Here is a 22,255-nt window from a genome sequence, read left to right as displayed (position 1 = left end):
ACAATTAATAGAATAAACACCTCAAATACCCTGTCCAGATGGAAATTCTGCGCATTTTGGCCTAAGTGAAAAGTGATTGCCAGATCCACAAATCTTATTTCCATCATCATCATTTCTACATCGACACTTCAAGGTATTGGAATCGGGGATCTCAGGTAAGTCAATATCTCCTATACTTTGCGCCATTGTTGTTGGTAAAAATAAGTTTGAACCAACTTCCAAAAAAGGGCTTTCAAAAGAGATATTTAATGGAAGTCCAAAGGTCATCAGTAGCACTGCTGATAACATCAGAATTCTAGTCTTTTTTAACCATTTAAATTTCATTTTGCTTCTGTTTTAATTTTAAAATTGATTTAAAGAAAAAGTTTAGGCCTGAAACTTAATTCTACGCTAAGAAAAAAAACAGACCTAATTGTCAAGTTTTTTTAAAATAAAAAAGCAGGTGATTTTTTAACCTATTGGAAATCAATCATAAAAAAAGAGGTTGTCTTAGAATGGGAAGGTTTTGATCCTAGGTGAATAATGATAAAGTTTTTTTCATTCAATTTAAAGATATGAGTTTCCAGACTTGGACTTATATAAACTGAAGACTTTAACATGATAAGCACAAGTCAGAAGACTTGCGCTAGATTGAGGAATTACGCAAAAGATTGCTTCGCTTTGCTCGCAATGATGTAGAGTCTTCGCAGGAATCCTTATACAAAAGCCTCCCTCAAATACTTCGCAGTATAATTTCCTTCTTCCTTCATCATATCTTCAGGCGTACCTGCAAAAGTCAGATTTCCACCTTTGTTTCCACCTTCAGGGCCCAAGTCGATTACCCAATCCGAGGACTTGATCACTTCAGTATTATGCTCAATGATGATGACCGAATGCCCTTGATCAATCAAGGCATTGATGGAGTGGAGGAGTTTTTTGATGTCGTGGAAGTGAAGTCCAGTCGTTGGTTCATCAAAGATAAATAGGATATGATCTCCAGCTTTTGTCCCACCTTTTCCAAGGAAAGAAGCCAGTTTCACCCGCTGAGCCTCACCTCCGGATAGTGTATTGGAACTCTGTCCCATCCCGATATAGCCGAGTCCGACTTCCTGAAGCGGTTGGAGTTTGTTGATGATTTGGGTTTTGCCTTTGAAAAACTCTAAAGCTTCATCTATAGTCATATGAAGGACTTCAGAGATATCTTTGTCCCTGTACTTGACATCCAAAATTTCATTTTTAAATCGCTTTCCTTTACAGGCCTCACAAGTCAAATGAATGTCGGCCATAAACTGCATCTCCACAGTTGTAATTCCCTCACCGGAGCAGTTTTCGCAGCGACCGCCATCTACGTTGAATGAGAAAAAAGCGGGTTTATAGCCTCGCTGCTTGGATACGGGCTGCTCAGAAAAGAGCGCTCGAATCGCATCGTAAGCTTTTACATAAGTAACCGGATTGGATCGGGAAGACTTGCCGATTGGGTTCTGATCTACAAATTCAACCTGAGTGATCTGCTTGTAGTCGCCCTCTATTCGATCGTACTTGCCGCTTTCGTCGATGACCGTCCCGAGCATTTTTCCCAAGGCAGGATAAAGCACTTTCTTTATAAGCGTAGATTTCCCCGAACCAGAAACTCCCGTGACGGTAGTGAGTACATTCAGCGGAAATTTGACCGTCAGATTTTTCAGGTTGTTTTCCCGAGCACCTTTGACGATAATGCTATCTTTCCACTTTCGGTTGCCTTCTTTTTTGAAAATCTGTTCCTCACCCCGAAGGTATTTGGCAGTGTACGTCTGCGCTGAAGTCATCAATTCTTCGATAGTCCCTTGGAAAAGTAATTCGCCTCCATTCACTCCAGCGTCTGGACCGATGTCGATGATTTGATCGGCAGCTTTCATGACTTTCTCCTCATGCTCCACCACTATCACGGTGTTTCCCATGTCCCGAAGTGATTTGAGCACACCCACTAATCGGTCTGTATCTCTAGGATGAAGTCCGATGCTTGGTTCGTCAAGGATATACATAGAACCAACCAGCGCTGAACCTAGGGATGTCACCAGCTTGATTCGCTGAAATTCTCCCCCGGAAAGGGAAGAGGTCAATCTGTTCAAAGTCAAATACCCCAAACCCACCTGATCCATAAATTCCAATCGACTGACAATTTCTTTGAGTAGTCGGTTGGCGATTTTGGCTTGGTGGGGGGCAAGTTCAATCTGCTCGAAAAATGGTAATGCCTCGTCAATCGGCATCAAAACAATATCCTGAATGGATTTCCCTCCAACTTTCACATAGGAGGCATCTTTGCGCAAGCGTGTTCCTCGACAGTCAGGACAAGTCGTTCTTCCCCTGAATCGAGAGAGCATCACACGATATTGAATCTTGTAAGTTTTGGTTTCCAGGTCTTCGAAAAAGGCATTCAAGCCTTTGAAGTATTTATTTCCAGTCCAGAGTAAGGCTTGCTCTTTTTCACTTAGCTCGCTGTATGCTCTATGAATTGGGAAATCGAATTCGATTCCTTTTTTCAGAAGCGGATCCAACCAAGATTTGGAAGATTCCCCTCGCCAAGGTGCCAAGGCTCCCTCATAAACTGACAGATCTTTATCCGGAATCACAAGGTCAGGATCGATACCGAGTACATTGCCGAATCCTTCGCAGGTTTTGCAGGCACCGAAGGGATTGTTGAAGGAAAAGAAATTGACAGAAGGAAGCTCGAAGCTCATTCCATCCAATTCGAATCGGTCCGAAAAAGTCTTTGTTTCCTGATCAGGAACAGTGATTTTCACATCTCCATGACCTTCAAAAAGTGCCGTCTGAACAGAATCAGCAATTCTGAATTGATTATCCTCATCGTCTTTTTTTACACTTGCCCGATCGATCAGGATTTCATATTTGCCTTTAGGTACTTTCTTTTCTCCGATCAGGTCTTCCACAAAATAAACTTCCCCGTCAATCAAAATCCGGGTATAGCCTTTTTGCAAAAGCAATTCCAATTCCTGTTCGATTTTACGCCCGCGGTCCATTTGCAATGGACAAGAAATCATCACTTTGGACCCTTCTGGGAAATCTTGAATATAATTGACGATATCTGTGACTGTATGATGTTTTACCTCTTTACCAGAAATGGGCGAAAAAGTCTTGCCGACACGAGAGAAAAGTAATTTTAAATAGTCGTAGATCTCAGCCGTCGTTCCAACTGTTGATCTTGGGTTTTTGGTATTGACCTTTTGCTGAATAGCGATTGCCGGTGCTACACCTTTAATGTATTCCACATCCGGTTTTTCCATTCTTCCGAGGAATTGGCGGGCATAGGAGCTTAAGCTTTCCACATACATCCGCTGGCCTTCGGCAAAAAGTGTATCGAATGCCAAGGACGATTTACCCGAACCCGATAGACCCGTGACCACTACAAATTTGTTTCGGGGAATGGCAACACTCAAACTTTTGAGGTTGTTCACCCGAGCATTTTTGATGATAATGAATTTTTTGGGATCGAGGGAATCGATGTCGATTTTTTCGGATTTGGTACTCAAGGTCATAGCTGGCAAAGATACAAAGGCAAAGTAGATTCTGTCTTGGGAATTGGTGAGTTTCTGGTGAGATAGGAGAAATCAACTTATATGTTAAACATCATTATTCCTTAATCTGCATGATTATTTGAGTAATTGATTTAATTAAAATTAATTTTCTTTGTACTTTGAAAAGTTGATTCTCTCACAAAAACTCATCGCAAATATTGTTTAGCTTTAAACTTAATTTCAATTGGTTGACTTTCAACTTTTTTAAATGCCTGATTTAAGATTTAACATACTGGATAAAGTTCGGGAGAACTCAAGATATATAGTCTATAAAGCTAATCGCATCGAAGATTCGAAAGCGGTTACTATTCAGACTTTTAGATCGGCATATCCTACATTCCGTGATTTAAACCATTTAAAGCAGGAATATTCCATATTATCTAAGCTTTCCCATCCAAATATTGTTCAACCTATAGGGTTAGAAAATCTTGAAAACTTGCCCATTCTGGTCAATGAGGATATTTCAGGGGAGCCTCTATCTGATTATTTAAAAAGGGGAAAGCTTGACTTAATTATCTTCTTGAAGATTGCGATGGAGATCACTAAAGCAGTGAACTATCTCCACAGTAAAAACATCATTCATAAAAATATCAACCCTTCAAATATTATTGTGGATAAGACTGGAGGGGTCAAGGTTTGGGGTTTTGATTATGCGATAGAGCGGGGTAGGGATTTAAATTATTCAAATGTAAGTGAGGCACTGGAACTAGGTCTTCATTACATTTCTCCAGAGCAAACGGGCCGGATGAACAGGCCGATAGATCATCGAACCGACTTGTATTCGATAGGGGCCGTTTTGTATGAAATGCTCACGGGTAGAACTATGTTTCATTTTTCTGATCCGATGGAGTTAATGCATGCTCACTTGGCATTAGTCCCGGATTCACCAAATAAGTTCCGGGATCAAATTCCAGAGATTGTCAGCAAAATTGTCTTAAAACTTTTGAAGAAAAACACTTCTGAAAGATATCAAAGTTGTTCAGGATTGCTGAATGACTTACAGCAGTGTTTGGATCGACTTCTGGATATCAATGAGATCAACGATTTTACCTTAGGTACTCAGGATCGCTTAGATCAATTTCAGATTTCCTCAAAAATCTATGGTAGAGATGAGGAGATAGGTCAGATGAATGAGCTTTTTCAAAGGATAAAAAATGAGCGAGCTGAACTCGCGCTAGTTAGCGGTTATTCCGGAGTTGGTAAATCTAGTTTTGTCCGGGAATTTCAGAAATACATTGATTTAGGAGGAGGATTTTTCATTTCAGGGAAGTTTGAACAATATAAAAAGAACCCTCCTTTAAGCTCTTTATTGCTTGCGTTGAATGATTTGATTAATCAGGTTCTTATTCGAAGTGAAGAGCAGAAGGAATATTGGAAAAACTCCATTTTGAAAGCTGTTGGGCATTCCGGGCAATTGATTATTGATATAATGCCCGATTTAGAACTGCTGATCGGACCTCAACCTGAAGTACCGACTCTTCCCATGAATGAGTCTAAAAACCGGTTTGATCAGGTATTCAACAGTTTTATTCGATCTTTTGCAAGCGAAGATTATCCGTTGTGTATTTTCTTGGATGATCTGCAATGGTTAGATACTACGACCAGAAGATGGCTGGAGAATACGCTTCTGGATTCAAGTTTGAAGCATTTGCTGATCATTTGTGCATATCGGGAAAATGAGGTTTCCCCATCTCATCCTTTGATGATGATGTTGGACAGGTTACAATCTCAGGGAGTGGGAAGTACTCTTTTTGCTTTAGCCCCTTTGGATCAGGATTCTGTAGAAGAAATCATTGCTGACTCCCTTTCGATCCCCAAGAAAAGTGGAGAAGAATTGGCAAAAATCGTTTTTAGAAAAACGCTGGGGAATCCATTTTTCATCAGGCAATGTCTTCTTACGCTTTATGAAAGTGGGGTAATACATCTTTCCCAAAACACACTTCATTGGACTTATAGTGCAGAGAAAGCCCATCGTGTCAGTATCAGTGACAATGTCATAGACCTGATGTCGGAGCTTTTTTTCAGACTTCCTGAAGAAGTTCAGACTACTTTGAAATACGCCTCCTGTATTGGAAATACATTTTCTATAGAAATTTTAAGTGGCTTGGTGGAAATAAGTGAGGGGGAGCTAGATATGCAGCTAAAGCTCTCTGAAAAGCTTTGTATCATCGAGAACCTTAATACAAAAGAACGCTCGGGTGATGACGATTATGGCTTTCAACATGATAAAATCCAACAGGCAGCCTTGGGTTTGCTTTCTGAAATTGAGAAGCAAAAGATTCGATTGGAAATTGGCAAAAGTATTATCTCAAAGCTTTCCAATATTGAGCATTCTGACTCAATCTATATTCTGACAGACCATTTAAATTTTGCTCAAAGGTTAATTGATAATGAAAACCTTCTGCAAAAACTAATAGAGCTGAACATCTCTGCGAGTATTCGGGCTAAGCATGCAAACGCCTATGAATCTGGACTGATCTATATCAGGAATGCTATGGAATTGGTACAGGAAAAAAAGTTGGTTGTCTCAAAAGAGACCCATCGAAATTTGAATTTACAACGAGCTGAACTGGAGCACCTTGCTGGAAATAATAGCAAAGTAGTTCACTTTTTTGACGAGGCTCTAAAAAACACAGAAGATGTAATTGATAAAGCAAAAGTTACCATCCGAAAAATACAGTACTATAATAACATTAGAGATTTTGAAGCAGCGTATAAGGCTTGTAGGGAAGTAACCTCGGAATTGGGAGTTAATATTCCGGCAAGTTTTTCTCCTCCAAGTTTGGCTTTTGAGTTTTTGAAATATAAAGCCATGATGGGCAAAAGGGATGTTGGAGAATTGATTGATCTTCCCGAAATGACAGATGAAAAGCTCAAAACAGCGATTCTTTTAATGGCTGCGGCAGGTCAATCGGCTTTTCAAATCAAGCCAGAGCTTTGTGTTTTGGTTTGCGCCATCATGGTTAACTTATGCCTTAAGCATGGGAATACAGACGGTGGATTTATCGGATTTCTCGGTTTTGGACCTGTTTTTCACAGTGGAATTCTTGGTTTTCGAACGACAGGTTACAAAATTGGACAACTCACTTTAGGCTTGCTTGAAAAGTACCAAAATCACGGTGCTAGGGCTGAAGCAAATTTTGTGACCGGATATTTTGCTATTCCTTGGAAACAGCCAGCTAAGGAGATGGAAGAATATTGGTTGAATGCTTATGAGTCAGGATTGGAAGTTGGTGATCTTTTTCATGCAAGTTGTGCCAGCTGCGCGATAGTTCAGAGTTATTTCATGAGGGGCGTTCAGTTTGAAGAGATTCTAGAATCCAGCAATTCCCATTTAGACTTTTTGCGAAGGTTCCATATTGAAGAAGCAGTGCTGACTATGAGTGCAGTAACTCAATCTATTAAAAACCTTCAGGGTAAAACCAATTCATCAGATTCCTTTTCTGACGAAGGATTTGATGAAAATGAGTATGTAAAAAAGCTGGATAGTTTTAATTCAAGGCATTTTGCTCATTTCTATTACATCAATAAAATGCAGTCCCTCTATCTCTGGGAAGAATTTGATCAAGCTTATGAGGTTTCTATTACCTCGGATATTTATCTAAAAGATTCTCCGGGGATGCTTCATACTGCGGAGCATTATTTCTACAAGGGAATGATTTTGGCCGCTTTGATTCCAAATTCCGGCCGGATAGAGAAATTGAAATGGAAAAGAGAACTTTCAAGTATTGCTAAGAAATTTAAAAAATACAGCCAAAACAGTCCATCTAATTTCGAGCATAAATACCGTCTTCTTTCTGCGGAGTTAGCCTTGGTTTCAGGCGATTTTGAAAAGGCACAATCAGAATATTATTCAGCTTTGGACGCGGCGGAGAAATATGAATATCTCCAAGTACAAGCACTTGTCAATCGACGGCTATTCGAGTTGCACTTGAATGATGGCAAAAAGAAAATTGCTGCAATTCATTTGAGTGATGCAGTTTATCTCTATGATTTGTTAGGGGCTAAGGGTATTGTGGAGCTATTGGTATCGAAGAGTAGTTCTAGCAATTTTTCTCAAATGGAATTCAGGTTTGTAGAAAGAGCGGAGGATAAGAAAGGATCTCAAAAGTTCTCAAATCAAGATTTGGATTTGAAATCAGTAATGAAATCATCCGAAGCAATTTCCAAGGAGATCAAGCTAAAGGACCTGCTCACAACTTTGATGAAAATAATCATCGAAAATGCCGGGGCTCAGCGAATGGTTCTCTTGTTGAAAAGCGATAATGAATTTTTGGTTCAGTCAGAATCATGTACCAAAAATCTTGAACCAAATCTATTTGAAAACCTGCCACTCAAGAGCTTTGATGCCATTGCAAAAGAGGTAATCCTCTTTTCAGCAAAAAACAAGGAAAGTGTGATTTTGGAAAATGCTTTCCAAGATGCCGGATTTGGAAAAGATCCATATATCCTCAGTCAGAAAATGAAATCCATTATGGTTGTGCCTTTGATGAAACAAAGCGAGGTAACCGGGATCATTTATCTGGAAAATAATTTGATTGAAGGAGCATTCACGATTGAGCGTTTAAACTTGATAAATATACTTTCAAGCCAAATGGCGATTTCCTTAGAAAATGCGCTTTTGTATCAAAATATGGAGGAAAAGATTAGGCTTAGGACGAGGCAGTTGAATGAGGAAAAAGAAAAGTCCGAGCAATTAATCTTAAATATTCTGCCTCCTGAGATAGCCAGTGAACTTAAAAATAACGGGATTTCAAAAGCCCGTCATTTTAAAGATGTCAGTGTAATGTTTACTGACATTGTAAATTTTTCAGGATTATGTGAGATTCTGTCCGCAGAGGAGCTGGTTTCCGAATTGAATTATTTCTACTGTGAGTTTGATCGTATCGTTGAGAAATATGGAATCGAAAAAATAAAAACAGTGGGCGATAGCTATTTGTGTGCGGGAGGCTTGAATTTGACTAAAGAATTTGATGCTGCAAATATGGTTTTAGCAGCCTTTGAGATCAATGAGTTCATACGAGAACACATGAAATCAACAACTTCCGAGGGAAAACCTGCTATCAGTATGCGGATAGGAATTCATACAGGACCAGTCATAGCGGGAATTGTAGGTATTAAAAAGTTTGCATATGACATCTGGGGAGATACTGTCAATGTTGCATCCAGAATGGAGACAGCCGGCGAACCAGGCAAAATCAATATTAGTGGACAAACCTATGAGTTAATCAAAGATAGGTTTATGTGCACCTCACGAGGCAAGATTAAAGTCAAGAATAAAGGTTTTGTAGAGATGTACTTTATAGATTCAGAAATTTAATCCACTACCTAAAATAGTGGTTTTTATTTATAATTATTTTATTCACTTTAAACCTATTTAAAATGAGTTATTTATCCTATCCGAGGATTAATTTTTACGGACGTTTTTTTACCGATCCATCTACAGTAAACAATGATCCTACCCATTACGAAGTAAGTAATACCATTCCTTCACCTTGGCAGAACCCCAAAGGTCTACATCGATTTCAGCTTCAGGAATGCAGTGTGGTTTCTGCTATTGGAAAAGATGGAGAGGTGCAAGATCCTATTGTAGGACAGCCTTTTATCACCACCGATAAGCCTTCAGCTGCAAAAATTGCAGATATAGACGTTTATCAACAGGGAGTGCCTACTATTTATGGTATGCAAGTAAGCATTCCTATTTCTGAAGGAGTAAGCTTGACCGGATTGATTGACCCCGCTGTGCTCAATCAATTGTGGTGGGTAGCTGTTTTGGCTACAAGAAGTTGGGAAGATTCCGACTATCAAATGGATAGTTTTGGTGGAGACATGAATGCCTCAGGAGTTTATCAATCCATTATTAGGGTACCAGTTGCCACTTGGCCAAGCGATGATGTTTCTTCGGTTTTAGCAGAATTGAAAAGCAAAACCTTAGAAGAAAATGGGAATTTTCTAATTTCCATCAGATTTGTAGTGGATGGATATAGAAATGTACCTGAGGATAAAAATTATCAAACTGGTAGAATCACAGGTTCATTAGGACCAGTTTATGCCAATGAACCGCTTTATAGTCCTGGGGTAAGAATGCTTAGCGGAAGAGCTCAGGATAAAAGCGACCCTTGGAATTGGCCAATGTTTAATACCTGTCCTTTTACTGTGGATCAGGAAAGAAAGCTCCTAATTATTGACTTGGCTAACGGGATTTGTAGACAGACAGCCGGTGGTCCTCCCGTACAACTTGGAGATTTGACAGCTTGGATTAAGCCAGCCAGTGACGCTCCAATCTCTCTGGGGAATGTGGATTATTCAGAGTTCTGTTTTAATTCCTACTCACATATTGTGCAGATTCCTCTGACCGATGACCAGATTAATATCCTTGGCTCATCAGCACTAAGCCTGGAAATGTCAAGGACTGATATCGGACCGGTTGAAATATTCAAAGAAGACATTTCACAAACGAATATTGAAGTAGAAGTTAGACCGATTCGACTTACAGGAAAGCCGGGAAATATTGCAACTACCAAGGTATATGTCAGCAAAATGTCTAAACCCTTAGTTGGTAAGCAACTCAAAGTAGATATTGTAAGCGTCCATGGAAATACCCCGGGGGCGACAGTTCCCCCCTCTAACCCTGGAAATACTCCTCAAGCTTTTGGAGCCATAGAAGCTTCTGTTTCAGCAACTGATTCAAATGGTTTTGCCACAGTCACAATTGTGGTGTTAAAGGATCCTGGGTATCGTACACCACAGTTGGACGGTCAGCTATATTTCATTAATCTTTATGATTCAGATGGAACAGCCCCTGTGAGTGTCTCTCAAAGCGCGATGATTTCTTGCTTAGTTTGGTCAAATTATACCATAAACGAGAATCCAAGTTGGCCAGAGATTCAGGAGATTTTTGCGGGATATGTTAAGTTGTTTCCAGGTATGACGGAAAAGATCAACTTAATTGATTTCAAGTCCTTCGAAGTTTTTGCAAAAAATCCGCCTTGGGATCATATGTACGGCACGAGTGAGGCAGGGCCACTGGGGATTAATTATGGAGCGATTGGGTTTTTTCTGAGCAGAGATTTCAATGATACCCGGTATATGCCTGTTACGAGGGATATGTCTCCAGAAAAAACCATGACGGTTTTGCACTACATTAAAAATCTTCACGACGGTACTGCCACTGGACCTAACCCTCAAGCATCATGAAAAATCCATTATTAAAGTACTTTCTATTATTTGGAGGAGCTTGTCTTGCACTAGCATCATGTGATGGATCTGGAAGTTCCGAATCTGCTGATGATTCAGTACAAATGTTTATGCAAGAGCCTGTAACTGATCCAAATATTCAGCCGAATGTATTGCCTTACACCATTGAGTTCGAAGAGCAGAGTTTTATCAATAAGCCTGCATTACCTGGCTTACAGTCTTACACAAGCGCAGTCAATAAAGCTGGAGAAATCCTTGTAGTCGGAGGAAGAAGGCAAGGTTTACATACATTTATGCCTGCACCAGAGAAAAATTTCATCCCCGACAGCGCAAATAACTTCCTTTATATTTTGGACCCAGCTTCTGGGGATTTTTGGAGTTTTGACGTGAATGGATTGAAGGATGAGCTTTCTGAGCAGTTACAATCCAATAATTTGCAAGGTTATCATGATCTGGAAACAGATGAAATGTATGTAGTGGGTGGTTATGGCTGGAAGGCGGATGGTTCGGATATGAAAACCTTCGGGAGCATCATCCGATTCAAAGTTGAGCCCTTGACTCAAGCGATCAAGAATGGTGCCTCCGCAAGTGAGATTGAAGCGTTGATGGAGTATGGGAAGGATGACCGATTTGCAGTGACCGGAGGAGAGTTGGCTAAGCTAAATGGCAGATTTTACCTTGTCTTTGGGCAGCGATTTGATGGGCAATATCGAGCGTTTGGAGGTACGGATTTTACTCAGGAATATACCGAGGAAATCAGAGTGTTTACATTAAAACCTGGTTCTTTGGATATCTTGAGCTATGGTGCCACCACGAGCTCAGATCCGGATCGACCTTTCCATCGTAGAGATGGGAACATTATCGAAGATGTTGATCCTACGACTGGAATGGAGCGAATTACTGCACTAGGAGGAGTTTTTCCTCCGGGAATTATTGGTGGATATGATTATCCTATTTACATCACAGGACCACAAAATCCGGTTGTCAAGAAAGATGTTCACCAGAAATTTAGCCAATACGAGTGTCCTGTAATCTCCATCTACGATGATGAATCTTCTAATAAATCGATTTACAGCACTATGTTCGGTGGAATTGGTCTTTATTATTACTCTCAAGATTCCGTGCAAAAGTCAATTTATAATATGGCAACAGCTCAAGGAAGAAATGATGGGATTCCATTTGTAGCGGATATTAGTACTTTTATAGAGGGGGCAGATGGGGTATATTCTGAATACATTAATGCCAAGCCTATCCAAGGCAATAGATTATTAGGTACGAGCATCACATTTATAGGAAATAGAGCTTTAATCAGCAATGGAAAAGCTACCGCAAATGGTGTTTTAAAGTTGAGTGGTTTGGCGGCAGGAGAAAAAGTTCTGGCTGGATATATTCTTGGTGGAATTGAAGCTGCTGCTCCACTTCCAGAGATTCCAAATAAAGGGACATGTGCCAGTAATTCCTTATTTGCTGTGTATGTAACGAAGACACCTTCTGGGGCAATTCCTTCCAGTTTTGCGATCAAAGCGGATTCTAATACACAGTGACCCAATAAGTATTTTAAGTGATTTGAAAAAGCGAGATTTGATCTCGCTTTTTTTATTTGAGGCTATTCAAGTATTATTTCTTTATTTCGGAAATGGATTTCCAGTTTTTGATAGATGGTTTTACAGAAGGACTCCAGCAAATGACTTGGCTTGAGGCTGTGGCTGTGGTTTTTGGGATTGCTTCAGTTTTTTATTCTATGCGGGAGCATATTTGGGTTTACCCTACAGGGATAGTCTCCACCTTGATTTACGTTTGGATTTGCCTTCAGTATAAGTTGTATGCCGATATGGGGATCAATGCCTATTATTTCAGCATGTCGATTTTTGGTTGGTATGTTTGGACCCACCCTAAAGAAGGAGAAAAAGTATTGCCGGTAACTTGGCTGAAACCCTCAGGATGGGCAATTTCTATTGGAATATTTTTAGTGTCTTATTTGGTTTTATATCTCGTGCTTTCTCAGTTTACAGATTCAGATCTTCCCTATTGGGATTCTTTTACTACTGCATCTGCTTTCGTAGGGATGTGGCTTATGGCCAAAAAGAAGGTAGAAAACTGGATAGCTTGGATCATTACTGATTTGGTTTCTGTTCCGTTGTATTTTCATAAAGGATTAATTCTCACTTCATTTCAATTTCTGTTTTTCACCATTCTGGCTACCTTAGGTTTGATAGCTTGGATCAAATCCGCCAAAAACTATGAATCTTAAAAAAGTCTTAATCTTAGGCCCCGAGTCAACTGGTAAAAGTACACTCGCTAAAGACTTGGCCAATCATTTTGAAGAACCTTGGGTTCCGGAATATTCTCGTGAATATCTTGAAAATTTGACTCGAGACTATGACTTTGATGACTTATCCACAATGGCTAAAGGCCAATTGCAAGTGGAGGAAAAAGGAGAAAAGCTAGCTAAAGACATTCTCTTTTGCGATACCGATCTAAGAGTTATCCACATTTGGTCAGCTCATCGCTTCGGAAAAACTGATTCCTGGATTTTGGAGGAGATCGAAACTCGTGTCTATGATTTGATCTTGTTGACCGATATTGATTTGGATTGGGAGCCGGACCCTTTGCGTGAGCATCCCGAACCTGAAATGCGACTTTACTTTTTCAAAAAGTATCTTGAATTAGCCAAATCAAGCGGGTTTCCTTTTGAAATTATTTCTGGTTCTCGTGAAGAGCGGCTACAAAAAGCAATTTCGGCAGTTAAGATTCACACTAAAATTTAATCGGATGAGATCAGTCCTTCTTTTTTCAATCCTGTGGATAACTTTGATTTCTTGTAGTGAAAAAGAAGTAAATCAGGCAATCAAGCCAAATATCGTGTTTATCCTCGCTGATGATTTAGGCTACGGAGAAGTTGGTTATCAAGGACAAGAAAAGATTAAAACTCCAAATATTGATGCGCTAGCGGCCTCTGGAAAAATCTTCACCAATCATTATACTGCTGCTCCAGTTTGCGCACCTGCTCGTTGTATGCTTTTGACGGGAAAGCATGGCGGTCATGCTTACATCCGAGGCAATGACGAATGGCGCGAGCGGGGTGAAGTTTGGGATTATGCAAAAGCAGCTGAAGATCCAAATCTGGAAGGCCAGCGACCACTTCCTGCGGATACTCAAACTTTGGCAAAATTGCTTCAGGGTGCAGGTTACAAAACCGGAATTGTGGGTAAATGGGGATTGGGTGCGCCTTTAAGTGAAGGTATTCCTACAAATCTTGGCTTTGATTATTTTTATGGATACAACTGCCAGCGACAAGCCCATAATCTTTATCCCCCACATCTTTGGGAAAATGAGGCGAAAATTATGCTGAATAATGAAATAGTGGTTCCTCGAACTTTACTTGATTCGCTTGCCGATCCAAATGATGCAAAGAGTTATTCTCGTTATGAGCAGCAGGATTATGCCCCTGATCTGATGCACGAAAAAGCCCTAGCATTTATAGAGTCAAATCAGGACAAACCATTCTTTCTGTATTATGCTTCCCCGCTGCCGCATGTTCCATTGCAAATTCCTGCTAAAGACCGCGCTGAATATGTGAAAGCTTTGGGCGATGAAACTCCTTATGATGGTTCTCAAGGATATTTTCCCAATCAAAAACCAAGAGCTGCATATGCTGCAATGATCGCAAAGCTTGATCAACAAGTTGGTGAGATCAAGCAGAAATTAGATGATTTGGATCTTGCAGAAAACACGATCATTATAATCACTTCAGATAATGGATCTACCTATACCGGCGGGGTGGATTTTGATTTTTTTGAAAGTTCAAAACCCTTTACAAATGGATACGGCCGAACCAAAGGCTTTGTCTATGAAGGTGGAATTCGGGTTCCAATGTTGGTGAATTGGCCAGGCAAAGTAGAGGCAGGCTCGTCAAGCAATCATATCTCCATCTTTTACGATTGGCTACCTACGATATGTGACTTAGTTGGGATTCCTATTCCAGCGGATACGGATGGGGAAAGTTTCATGGCAGCGATTTATGGAAAGGCTCAGAAGCCACATGAATATATTTTCTGGGAGTATCCGGAATATGGGGGACAGCAAGCGATCCGAATGGGAAAGTGGAAAGCTATTCGACAAAATATTATAGCTGAGAATTCGCTTGAAATCGAGTTGTATGATTTAGAAAATGATCCCCAAGAACAACTAAATCTGGCTGCTACCAATCCAGATCTTATTTCAAAAATGGAAGCCATTTTCAAAAAGGAACATTCAAAATCCGCATTAGAACGCTTTCATATGCCTGCATTAGGCGATTAAAAATATTTTATACAATTGAATTGATTACCATTTGTATAAAGAAAGAGTTGCTGCCTCTACCAGCTTGATAATATCCTTGTGAGCATTGTTATTCAGGATGATAATGGTTTTATTTTCTTCAATGTAGCGTACAATGATTGTCTTATAGCCGGGATTGTCGCCAGTGTGTGAAACCATCTTTCCGAATGGGCTTTTAGGTTCCAATTCCCAACCAAAACCATAGTAACTTCTGATACCATCATTAAGTCGAAAAGCTGTAAAAGCTTCTTCGATTGTTTTTTGACTTACAAGTTTCTCGGTGTAGAGAGCTTGATCCCATTTTAATAAATCTACCGCCGTGCTGCTGACTCTTCCAGGTCCTTTTCTATTTCCTAGCCAAACGGTATAATCCGAGGAGTGAAATTTGTTTGCATTGACATAGTTGCCGGCTTCATCCAGAAGATGCCCAGCGGCAAAGTTATTTACTTTGGATTTTTCTTCAGGGGAGCGGATCGCTGTGCTTTTCATTCCCAGCGGTTGGAAAATCCATTCTTTGGCCAGTGCTACAAAATCTTTTCCTGTCGCTTTTTCCACAATACTTGCCAGCAATACATAGCCCGTATTACTGTACTCATATTTTTCCCCTGGCGAAAACAGCATTGGCGGCTCATACTTTCTCAAGTAAGTCAGGATTTCAGGGTTGCCTGCAACTTTGCTTTTATCCCAGTGCTTATCCATGATGTCTTGGTAGTCTGGCAAGCCACTTGTATGCGTCAGGAGATTTCGGATGGTGATTTCCCGATAAGGTATCTCCAAATACTTATCCGCAGGATCATCAAAGCCAAGTAAGCCCTTTTCTTCGCACATCATCACGAGCATGGCGGTAAATTGTTTGGAGACTGAGGCAAGCTCAAAAATATCATCAGTTTTTAGGGGGATTTTATCCTCAAAACTTCGATATCCCACCGCTTTTTCGAATAGGATTTTCCCATCTTCAGCTACCAAAACCACTCCTGAAAAGCCTTCCTGACTAGCGCGTAAAAAGGCATCATCCAAGATTTTCTCCTGAGCAAAAAGAGGTATACTCCAAAGTAATAATCCGATAATGAAAGTCGCATAGCGTGATTGATTTTTCATAGTAGTGGTATTAGGTTGAAAAAGATACAAAAAAACAGCTAATTGAAGCTTAGATCTCTAATTGTAAATATGTCATCTAAATCGATTTTGATTCTTTGCTTAATGGCAAGTTTGATGGGTTTTTCAAATCCAGTTTATTCTCAAAAGAAAGTGGTTTTCATTATTTTGGATGGGATTCCTGCGGATGTTTTGGAAAATACTCCGACTCCAAACCTCGATGAAATTGCCAAATTAGGAGGCTACACGAAAGCATACACGGGAGGGAAAGCAGGAAGCTATTCCGAGACACCAACCATTTCTGCGGTAGGATATAATTCCTTGTTAACTGGCACCTGGGCGAATAAACACAACGTTTGGGGAAATGAGATAAAGGCTCCTAACTATAATTATTGGACGATTTTCCGATTTTTCAGAGATGCTAATTCCAATGCTAAACTTGGGATTTATTCCACCTGGGAGGATAATCGAACCAAGCTGATTGGAGAAGGGCTTCAAGAAACAGATTTTTTAAAAATGGACTATTCATTTGATGGATTTGAAAAAGACACCTTGACTTATCCACATGATTCGCAGAAGAAATACATTCAAAAAATTGATAATCTGGTATCCTACGAAGCAGCTTTTCAACTTAAAACCATCGCCCCAGACCTTTCTTGGGTCTATTTGGAATATACCGACGATATGGGGCATCGCTATGGAGACAGTCCAGAATTAGCAGAAGCTGTAGCATTGGCAGATCGGCAGGTGGGTCGAATCTATGAGTCCATTCGCTACCGAGAAGAAAAATTCGGAGAGGAATGGCTAATTCTTATTACTACCGATCATGGCCGAAAAGCTGAAGATGGAAAAGATCATGGGGGCCAATCTGACCGGGAGCGTGAAATCTGGATGATCACAAATGCAAAAGAGCTTAATTCCTATTTTAAAAATTATACTCCTGCGATGGTGGATATTTTGCCCACTATAGCTAGTTTTTTGAAAATCGATTTACCGGAAAAGGCCATCAAAGAGCTAGATGGCGTACCGCTGATTGGGGATATTTCTTTAATAAATGCAAACGCTGAAATCCAAAGCGGTTCGGTTAAGTTGACTTGGGTTCCAATTCAAAAAACTGGAAAGGTGACAGTTAGCTATGCTTCGACTGATAATTTTGGACAAACGGGCAATGTGGATAACTATACTAAAATTGCTGATATAGACCTTTCTGCTGCTGAATTTCGAATTCCAGTTGCTGAATTGCCTTCCGGAAAATTAAAGTTTTGGATTCAGGGGGAGAATAATGGGGTTGGGGTTTGGTTGATTAGATTAAGATTGAATTTTGCCAAAAGTATCACCAAAAGAAATCTTTGGATATTTTAGCTAAATATCTAAGCACAAAAAAGCCGACTTTCGCCGGCTTTTTAAAATAGTAGTGGTTAAGTAAAATTAATCCATTCCACCTTTTCTGGTAGGAGATCGAACTGCCGGCCAAGCCGTAGGGTTGCCGTTTCTGTCAAGTGGGATTCGAATTTCTTTAGAAACCATCTCCGGCTCTTCACTAGCCATATAGACCATAATTGCTGCCATAATCACATTGTTCTGAACATCGTCAAAAACAATCTTATCATAAGTGTCCAAATTGGTATGCCAAGTATAATTGAAATAAGACCAGTTCAATGAGCTAAGCGAAAACGCCGGAACGCCCGCTGCCACAAAAGAAGCATAGTCAGATCCGCCACCGCCTGGGTTTCCCGGGAAGGTAGTTTCCACATCTCTGGTGATGCTGCGAGGCACTTTACTCATCCATCGACCAAGGTATTCATAGCTATCTACAAAGCCCTGACCAGATACATTTGCTACTCGGCCAGTACCATTATCCTGATTGAAAAGCGCCTGGATTTTGCTCATCATTTCTGGGTGATCTTCTACGAAAGCTCTTGATCCATTAAGACCTTGCTCTTCTGAACCCCAATGTCCTACCAAGATTGTTCGCTTCGGATTAGGGTAAATTTCCTTCAAAACACGCATCACTTCCATCATCATGATGGTTCCAGTACCGTTGTCTGTCGCACCGGTTCCACCGTCCCAAGAATCAAAGTGCGCTGATAGCATGACATACTCGTCAGGCTTTTCCGTACCCTTGATCTCAGCAATGGTGTTGAAAGTTGGGGTTACACCAGTTTCTTTTGATTGAGCATTAAGGTTGATCATTGGTTTTTGGCCGCTTTCAGCTAGTCTGAATAATAGGCCATAATCTTCCAATGATAAATCTACCGTAGGGACTTTTTTGGTAGAAGCAGAGAAGATTTTGTTTGCTCCGAAACCTTGAGACCAATAAGAGGTAATGATTCCTAAAGCTCCGGCATCTTCCAAAGCCGTAGGAAGCTCTCTTCTGCCTTGACCTGTATTTCGAAGTCGCTCGTTCCAAGCATCATTCATTGCAGAGCGATCTTCTTTCATTTTTGCAAAGGATTCTTCTGTTGCGAATTCTTCCCAATTGTAATCTGGGCGACCTGTGATTTGAGGTGCAGAGATCATCACATACTTTCCTTTGACAGAAGGAAGCCATTTTTCAAAAGCAGCAGCATCCTCAACCATTGGAAGAATTACTACCTCACCAGCAGCCCCGCCTTTTGGAGAAGCTGGACTCCACGCGAGTTGGGTTCCTGCAAGTGATTTAGTCCAAGGAGCAGTCATATCGATATGAGTAATTCCACGCTCCCATCCTCTCCATTCTCCCCATTGTTCGTTTCGGGCTTCTATTCCCCAGCCTTTATACTTTTCGACTGCCCAGTCGTGCGCTTTTTGCATTTGTGGAGAACCAACTAATCGTGGGCCGATTCCATCCATTAATTCGTGTCCAAGAACCTTCAACTGTGAATTTTCACGGGCTTCTTTGATGATGTCATTGATGACTTGATCCTGTGCCTGCACTTTTACATTGAAAAGTAGCAACAGGCCCAAGCCTAAGAGGTAACGTTTTTGCATAAGATTTTCATTTAGAATTTAAAAATAGGATTTCACCACAGCTTTTTTCAACCGTTGGTGGATTTGATAAGGAATGATTGAGGTTAAGTGATTGAATTAAATTTTAAAGGTGTTTTTTTCCTACTTGTTTTACTATTCCACCTTTTACTTCTTTGATGGTCTGCACGTAGAAAAAGGCCTTTGGATCAATCTCTGTGATTGCCTTTTTAATCCGGTGCACTTCAAGTCGGGTGACTACTGCCATGATAATATCGCAATCGTGATGAATATGGAAAGTCTCTGGCAGATATCCTCGCTCACCTTTATAGACTGAAATGGCTTTGTTAAATTTTTTAACAATTAGCTCTTTCACCAACTCGTGTTCTTTCGAAATTACTGTAAGTGCAGTATACTCCTCAAATCCTTCAACCACATAATCAGTCACTTTGATGGCAGTAAAATAGGTGAGCAAGGAATACATTGCCGGCTCGATTCCAAAGAAAAAAGCTGCTGCAAGCATTATCAATGAATTGAGAAAAAGAGTGATTTCACTTCCCGAAAAAGCAGAATTTTTTTGCGTGAAATCGGTAATTACTTCAAAACCATCGATCAATCCACCGCCACGGATGATGAATCCGATGCCAGTTCCCATTAGCATTCCTCCAAAAACTGCAATCAGAACTTTATCATTTGTGACAGGCTCCATTTGCATCACCTCCAAAATACCGATCAATAAGAAGACCGAAATGGTTGCTTGAACAGCAAATGTCTTTCCTATTTTTTTGTACCCGATATATAAAAAAGGAATGTTTAAAACGATAAGGAGGAGATTAAGATTGATGCCAAATTGTAGGTTAATCAAGATTGCAATGCCAGTTACTCCTCCATCCAGAAACTTGTTTGGAAGCATGAAAGCCTCCAAAGCGATTGCTGCTAGCGCAACTCCAATGAGGTTATAGACAATTGGAGTAGGTGAAAAAATCTGTTTCCAGTCAATTTTTTCATCAGAAATATTCATTCAGAGTAGTATTTAAATTAAATGGCATCGCCATTTAAGCGTGATAAAAATCTTATTAGCTTTAAGCCTAATTATTTGAGTGGTTAAAATAGATATTTTATTCTGAAATAGAATTCATTGTCCCTAAGAACTCGATTTTTTTACCTTGGGATGAAAAATGAAATTACCTCCTAAAATCCCTGTTCGCCATTTCACATTCTATTTTTAGGAAAACATACTTTTCAATTGAGTTTTTCCACATTTTGGGCTTAATTACAATAAATAAGGTGCGCCACATCAAGAATTGATCATGGATAAAGGAATAGAAAATTCAAATATGTTCTATCAACTACTTGCTGAATCATGTGAGGAAAAGTCACTCAAATGGATTCAAATTCAAGCTGAGAAAATTGAGAACTCCACCGAACCAAACGCTTTGTTTTTGGCTTTTAGCCAAGCTTCCCGTTATTTCAAAAAAGAAACCTGCTCACCTTCTTCTACTTTTGAAGCAAAACTGCAGACCCAATACGCTAATCTTGAAGTGAGTTATTGGACCCTTCTTCAAATTGCTCGGACTTATTTGGTTTTGAAGCTTCCTTTTGAAAAAGAAAAATGGTTTAAAACGATCAACCAACTTTTTGAAACAGGTGATCTGTACGAACAGCAAGCACTCTTTGCAGCTTTACCTGTATTGCCTTTTCAGAAAGAATTAATCCCTAGAGCAATCGATGGTTTGCGGACAAATATCTCATTGGTCTTTGACGCAATCGCTTTGAATAATCCTTTTCCAGCCACCTATTTTCCTGAGGCCAACTGGAATCAGATGGTCTTGAAAGCAATTTTTATGCAGCGTCCCCTTTATCGGATTCAAAAACTTGAATCTCGAAGAAATCTGGCTTTGGCGGATATAGCGAGAGACTTTGCTCATGAGCGCTGGGCGGCAGGTAGAGATGTGATGCCGGAACTTTGGAGATTGATTGTTCCTTTTGTCAATGAATCCTTTCAAAAAGACCTGGAAAAAGTACTTGCCACCGATGACCTGCTTCAAGTGAAGGCAGCGGTTTTAGCGATTCAAGAGTCAGACTTTCTCCCTGCAAAAACACTCATTGAAAAATATCCGGAAATCGTCAAAGGAATTCAAAAAGGGGAGGTCACTTGGGAATCGATCGGTTCGGAATTTCAACGTACTCGAGTTTAAAAAAAAAGCTAATTTCAAATTCTCAAATTTAAAAATATGTCCATGTATATTGATCCACATATTCACGTAGTCTCCCGTACTACTGATGACTACGAAGCGATGCGAAAAGCAGGCATCGTCGCTATCATCGAACCTGCTTTTTGGCTGGGTCAGCCCCGGACAGAAGTCGGAAGTTTCAAAGATTACTTCAGCACTTTGGTTGGATGGGAGCGGTTTCGGGCAAGCCAGTTTGGAATTGTACATTATTGCACCATGGGGTTGAATTCCAAGGAAGCGAACAATATTCCTTTAGCTGAGCAGGTGATGGAACTTTTGCCTCTTTATGTTGGGAAAGAGGGAGTAGTCGCGATCGGAGAAATTGGATATGATGATCAGACGGAAGCTGAAGATCGATTTTATAGACTTCAGTTGGAATTAGCAAAGGAAGTCAATCTTCCTGTTTTGATTCATACACCACATCGGGACAAGCGAAAGGGAACTATCAGAAGTATGGATGTGGCCGAAGAGCATGGCTTAGACCCTAAAATGGTCATCGTAGATCACAATAATGAAGAGACTGTAAAAGAAGTTTTGTATCGGGGATACTACGCAGGATTTACCATTTATCCACATACCAAAATGGGTTCCGAGCGAATGGTTGAAATCGTTAAGCAATATGGTCCTGAGCGAATTATTGTCAATTCCGCCGCGGATTGGGGAATTTCAGATCCTTTAGCCGTACCAAAAACTGCCGATCTAATGCGAAAATCAGGGATTCCTGAGGAGCACGTCCGTCTTACTACCTACCAGAATGCCTTAACTGCCTTCGGTCAAAGTGGGCAGATGGATGAGCAAGATTGGCTAAATGCACCACCTTTGGATCAAACAAAAAAAATGAGCGGAAACTCAGTGCTACGTGGTGGCCAAACCCCACGAGTGGAAGGAAGTTCAGATTTCGTGGAAAATTGA

14 protein-coding genes are annotated in these 22,255 nt (G+C 40.3%); 9 read left to right on the top strand and 5 right to left on the bottom strand.

The genetic code is table 11. From position 1 onward, the window contains the following. Positions 1-21: 21 nt before the first annotated feature. Together P8O16_RS02840 and uvrA are read right to left on the bottom strand one after the other, a co-directional pair. On the bottom strand, positions 22-324 hold the full coding sequence (locus tag P8O16_RS02840; protein WP_300310654.1) for a hypothetical protein: 303 nt from the start codon (positions 322-324) through the stop codon (positions 22-24). Positions 325-695: 371 nt separating this feature from the next. Further along, positions 696-3,512 carry an excinuclease ABC subunit UvrA gene (gene uvrA / locus P8O16_RS02835; protein ID WP_300310652.1) on the bottom strand — a complete coding sequence of 939 codons (2,817 nt, stop codon included), beginning with the start codon at positions 3,510-3,512 and terminating at the stop codon, positions 696-698. A gap of 247 nt (positions 3,513-3,759) precedes the next feature. On the opposite strand from uvrA, the gene P8O16_RS02830 reads away from it, so the two are divergent. The 6 genes from P8O16_RS02830 (at position 3,760) to P8O16_RS02805 (ending at position 15,050) form a co-directional block, all read left to right on the top strand. Next, positions 3,760-8,871, top strand: coding sequence for an adenylate/guanylate cyclase domain-containing protein (locus P8O16_RS02830; protein WP_300310650.1), 5,112 nt, complete (start codon positions 3,760-3,762; stop codon positions 8,869-8,871). A 62-nt stretch (positions 8,872-8,933) separates the two neighbouring features. Then, positions 8,934-10,748: a hypothetical protein gene (locus tag P8O16_RS02825; protein WP_300310648.1), complete on the top strand. Its 1,815-nt coding sequence runs from the start codon at positions 8,934-8,936 to the stop codon at positions 10,746-10,748. Beyond that, positions 10,745-12,292 (top strand): hypothetical protein, encoded by a 1,548-nt coding sequence (locus P8O16_RS02820; RefSeq protein ID WP_300310646.1) that lies wholly within the window; start codon positions 10,745-10,747, stop codon positions 12,290-12,292. The genes P8O16_RS02825 and P8O16_RS02820 overlap by 4 nt, the downstream gene beginning before the upstream one ends. A 92-nt stretch (positions 12,293-12,384) precedes the next feature. Beyond that, on the top strand, positions 12,385-12,999 hold the full coding sequence (gene pnuC, locus P8O16_RS02815; RefSeq protein WP_300310827.1) for a nicotinamide riboside transporter PnuC: 615 nt from the start codon (positions 12,385-12,387) through the stop codon (positions 12,997-12,999). Next, positions 12,989-13,516 carry an ATP-binding protein gene (locus tag P8O16_RS02810; RefSeq protein WP_300310644.1) on the top strand — a complete coding sequence of 176 codons (528 nt, stop codon included), beginning with the start codon at positions 12,989-12,991 and terminating at the stop codon, positions 13,514-13,516. The genes pnuC and P8O16_RS02810 overlap by 11 nt, the downstream gene beginning before the upstream one ends. A 4-nt stretch (positions 13,517-13,520) precedes the next feature. Continuing rightward, positions 13,521-15,050, top strand: a complete 1,530-nt coding sequence (locus tag P8O16_RS02805) for an arylsulfatase (RefSeq protein ID WP_300310642.1) — start codon at positions 13,521-13,523, stop codon at positions 15,048-15,050. A gap of 24 nt (positions 15,051-15,074) precedes the next feature. On the opposite strand, the gene P8O16_RS02800 is transcribed toward P8O16_RS02805, so the two are convergent. After that, positions 15,075-16,166, bottom strand: coding sequence for a serine hydrolase (locus P8O16_RS02800; protein WP_300310639.1), 1,092 nt, complete (start codon positions 16,164-16,166; stop codon positions 15,075-15,077). Between the two features lie 69 nt (positions 16,167-16,235). Between P8O16_RS02800 and P8O16_RS02795 the strand changes: the two genes are divergently transcribed. Continuing rightward, a complete protein-coding gene (locus P8O16_RS02795) occupies positions 16,236-17,525 on the top strand; it encodes an alkaline phosphatase family protein (RefSeq protein ID WP_300310636.1) in 1,290 nt (429 codons plus the stop codon). A 66-nt stretch (positions 17,526-17,591) separates the two neighbouring features. Here the strand turns inward: P8O16_RS02795 and P8O16_RS02790 are convergent, their stop codons facing one another. After that, entirely contained in the window at positions 17,592-19,133 is a 1,542-nt protein-coding gene (locus P8O16_RS02790) for a M20/M25/M40 family metallo-hydrolase (protein WP_300310634.1), read from the bottom strand. A 103-nt stretch (positions 19,134-19,236) separates the two neighbouring features. Further along, on the bottom strand, positions 19,237-20,130 hold the full coding sequence (locus P8O16_RS02785; protein WP_300310632.1) for a YitT family protein: 894 nt from the start codon (positions 20,128-20,130) through the stop codon (positions 19,237-19,239). 289 nt (positions 20,131-20,419) lie between these two features. On the opposite strand from P8O16_RS02785, the gene P8O16_RS02780 reads away from it, so the two are divergent. Together P8O16_RS02780 and P8O16_RS02775 are read left to right on the top strand one after the other, a co-directional pair. After that, complete coding sequence (locus P8O16_RS02780) at positions 20,420-21,307, top strand: EboA domain-containing protein (RefSeq protein ID WP_300310630.1); 888 nt, start codon at positions 20,420-20,422, stop codon at positions 21,305-21,307. A gap of 36 nt (positions 21,308-21,343) precedes the next feature. Then, entirely contained in the window at positions 21,344-22,255 is a 912-nt protein-coding gene (locus P8O16_RS02775) for a TatD family hydrolase (RefSeq protein WP_300310628.1), read from the top strand.

The organism is Algoriphagus sp., from assembly GCF_029254265.1.
Classification (GTDB): Bacteria; Bacteroidota; Bacteroidia; order Cytophagales; family Cyclobacteriaceae; genus Algoriphagus.
The sequence above is the reverse complement of the archived record's forward strand: the minus strand, read 5'-3'. Positions and strand labels throughout refer to the sequence as shown.